General features: G+C 70.0%; 2 protein-coding genes. Both read right to left on the reverse strand.

Features of this window, described 5'->3' with window-relative positions:
• Positions 1-101 (reverse strand): NAD(P)-binding domain-containing protein (locus tag GT030_RS35100; protein WP_161204528.1); only part of this gene is annotated, 101 nt, incomplete at its 3' end.
• A gap of 183 nt (positions 102-284) precedes the next feature.
• Positions 285-1,442: a peptidoglycan recognition family protein gene (locus tag GT030_RS37510; protein WP_346009817.1), complete on the reverse strand. Its 1,158-nt coding sequence runs from the start codon at positions 1,440-1,442 to the stop codon at positions 285-287.
• Positions 1,443-2,566: the final 1,124 nt, after the last annotated feature.

The following is a 2,566-nucleotide window of genomic DNA, read 5'->3' on the forward strand; positions in this document are numbered from 1 at the left end:
GGGCCGCGGGAGTTGGCGACGGCGACGTCGTGCCCGAGGGCGGTGAGCCGCCGGGTGAGGTTGCCGCCGATGTTCCCCGCGCCGATGATACCGATCTTCATGGCTGACCCTCCAGATTTCCATGCACGTGCATGCGCCTGTCACCGGGGTCAACCTCACGGGGCCGGGCCCTATTCCGGCCGCCCATGCGGACCTCGTGAACGTCGGTGACCGCGGCCGGGCGCGGGCATCGCAACTCGCAAGCGACACGGGCGATCCCACCCGGCCGCCGCAGGGTGCCGGCTCTACGCGGTGGCACGTACCACGTCCACGTCGTCCGCCCGGACATATGCCAGTCGGTGGCCGAACTGGATCTCGTAGTACAGGGCTTGTCCCTTCACGAATCGGCCGGGCGAGGCGCTGTCGACGTCCGAGGGCTCGAAGTGCTCGCCCCTGACGGTGCCTGGGGTCGCGTACCGCTGGCCCGCGAGGAACTTGTAGGGGAGTGGTGAGTCGGGGTGCACGGCGGTGCCGTCGGGGTACGCCAATTCCTCGGGGTTGGCGCGTCCGTACACGGGGATGTCGGACAGTCCGGGTTTGGGCGTGACCATGCGGCCGACGCTGCCGACCGCTGTGGGGTGCGCCGACGGGTTCCTGAACCATGCCTTCTGGCCCAGGTACCAGATGGCCGTCCAGTCGCCGCGCCGCTGGGCGACCGCGTATGTCTGCCCCGTGGAGACGCGTGACGTCATGTCGTAGACGCCGATCGTGGAGTCCTCGCCGTCAGGACGCTTGCCCATGTCCTGCACCAGTGGGGCACTCTCACTCGGCTCGGTGTACAGACGCACGGCGCTGGATCCGTGCGGGGCGCACAGCTTGGCCTCCCCTGTGCACCCCGTATATGTCGGCCTGTTCGTCACGAAGTCGGGAAGGACGGTCACCAGTTCGCTGTTGGGGCCGGCCGTCGCGCGCAGGGGTGCCCCCAGGAGGTCGAAGTAGTGCCGCCAGTCCCAATAGGGGCCCGGGTCCTCGTGCATGGCGGGGATGCTGGCGGTCGTGGGGCCGGGCACGTCCTCGTGGCCGATGATGTGCTGCCGGTCCAGCGGGATGGCGTACTTCTTGGCGAGGTACGACACCAGGCGGGCCGACGACTGGTACATCTGCTCCGTGTACCAGGTGTCCGGCTGGGCGAGGAACCCCTCGTGCTCGACGCCGATCGAGCGGGCGTTGACGTCTTGGTTTCCGGAGTGCCAGCCGATGTCCTTGGTTCTGAGGTGCTGTGTCACCCGGCCGTCGCCGGAGCTGATCGTGTAGTGCCAAGACGCCTCGGACGGAGTCTGCACCGTCTGGAACATGGTGTTCTGGGTGTCCTCCGTGTCGTGGATGACGACGTACTCGATCTTCTGGTCCTTGGGACGGTCGGCCACGTCATGGTTGCCGTACCGATCGTCGCCGTACAGCACGCGCGGGGCTGGAAGCCAAGCGCACGCGAGGGTCGCCGGACACTCGACCCCGGTGCCGGCACCGCTCTTGGCATTGGCGTCGGGGCTGTTCCCGGGCGCCGACGCTTCATGCGGCGGTACGGCCTCCCTCTCCCTGGCGCCCGGTCGCACTCCGGGGCTCGCCGCGAGGGTCACCCGCTGCCCGGTGTCCGTGGTGCGCTGCGCACCCTTACGTATCACCTCGAACACGTTGTCGGCATACGTAGCCGCGGTCACGCTGTCGGTCGACCCGGAGAAGCGCGCCACCGCTCCCCACCATTCGGCCGGATCCGCACCGAGCGGCCTGCCCAGCTCTCGCTGCGTCGCCGCCAGGAGCGCGGCGCCGCCGCGTATGTTCTCGACGGCGTCGGTACGCAGCCTGACCGACGGAACACGTAGAAGTCCGGCAGCTCGCTCCAGCGTCGCCAACTGCCGAGAAGGACCTTTCTTCGCTGTCAGCGCGCCTTGGGAGGCCGGTGGGTCCGCCGACGACGCCGACCGCCCTGGCGCGGCGCGGTCCACCGCACCGCCCGGTGCTCCGGCCAGGGCCGCGTGCATGTCGGTGAGGTGCATCGGCCCGTATCCGCCGATGACGCTCGGAGCGCCTGCGTGCGCGTCCCACCGGGACTCCATGTACGACACGCCGAGGAGCACGCTCCGCGGCACCCGGAACTCGGCGGCTGCGTCGGAAAAGGCCCGCTGCAGCCGGATCGCGGAACCCCGGTCGTGCGGACCGCCCAGCGGCCAACTGCCCAGCAGAGGCGTTATCAGCGCAGCCGCCGCTATCACGCAAGCCGTCCGGTACAGATGTCTCACGGTGCGGGGAAGGGCAGATCCTCCCATGCGGGACCTCCTGTAGGAGCCGGGGGCGGTGCGGGCGCGGCGAAGGACCCGCGGGCAGTACGAGATCCGCGGCAGGCGGCTCCCCGTAGATCCGCCCAACAGCGTCGGGACAAGGGAACGTGTGCCGGCAACGGCCGCTCCTCCACGTTCTCCCGACTCCCGCGCGTCGGCTTGCCAAGCGTCACTGGCGCGGCCTAGTCCTGCGCTCGGTGCCACCCGGTCGGCGGCCCGGCGCCCGCTGCTGCCGGATGGACGCGATGGTG

The sequence above is a fragment of the Streptomyces sp. SID1328 genome (assembly GCF_009865595.1).
Taxonomy (GTDB): domain Bacteria; phylum Actinomycetota; class Actinomycetes; order Streptomycetales; family Streptomycetaceae; genus Streptomyces; species Streptomyces griseoluteus.